This window comes from Huijunlia imazamoxiresistens (genome assembly GCF_037132455.1).
Classification (GTDB): Bacteria; Bacteroidota; Bacteroidia; order Chitinophagales; family Chitinophagaceae; genus Flavisolibacter; species Flavisolibacter imazamoxiresistens.
On the sequence record NZ_JBBBEI010000116.1, the window covers coordinates 1 to 505 of the forward strand.

At 43.6% G+C, this 505-nt stretch carries 2 tRNA genes and 1 rRNA gene; all 3 read right to left on the reverse strand.

What is annotated here, in order from left to right:
* Nucleotides 1-173 precede the first annotated feature (173 nt).
* Nucleotides 174-247, reverse strand: a tRNA-Ala gene (locus V9K67_RS27120).
* Nucleotides 248-256: 9 nt separating this feature from the next.
* A tRNA-Ile gene (locus V9K67_RS27125) sits at nt 257-334 on the reverse strand.
* A 109-nt stretch (nt 335-443) separates the two neighbouring features.
* Nucleotides 444-505, reverse strand: a 16S ribosomal RNA gene (locus tag V9K67_RS27130); the annotation flags it as partial.

The window sequence follows — 505 nt, forward strand, 5'->3', positions numbered from 1 at the left end:
AAGTAAATGTGATCGTGTTTTTCTTCAGCGTACGTGTTCAGTGTACGCCTTTCTTTCCCAATATGTCAAAGAGCTGAACGTTTGTTGTATTGCTACAACAACGTTGTGTGATGTAACTGGAGTTGAACCAATTAACCCGCCTGAACGGAAACATCTATGTAAAGAACTTTAAGTGGAGGATATCGGAGTCGAACCGATGACCCCTAGCTTGCAAAGCTAGTGCTCTAGCCAGCTGAGCTAATCCCCCTGCTTTGTATGGTAGACCCGACCAGATTTGAACTGGTGACCCCTACATTATCAGTGTAGTGCTCTAACCAGGCTGAGCTACGGATCTAGATGAGTAGATCCCTTTTGATCGGGTTACTTACTTAATGTAAAGAACTTGAATAAGATTAAAAGAAAGGAAAACAACAGCTTTTGGGCATAGCATCCAAAAGCTCTAAAAAGGAGGTATTCCAGCCGCACCTTCCGATACGGCTACCTTGTTACGACTTAGCCCCAGTTA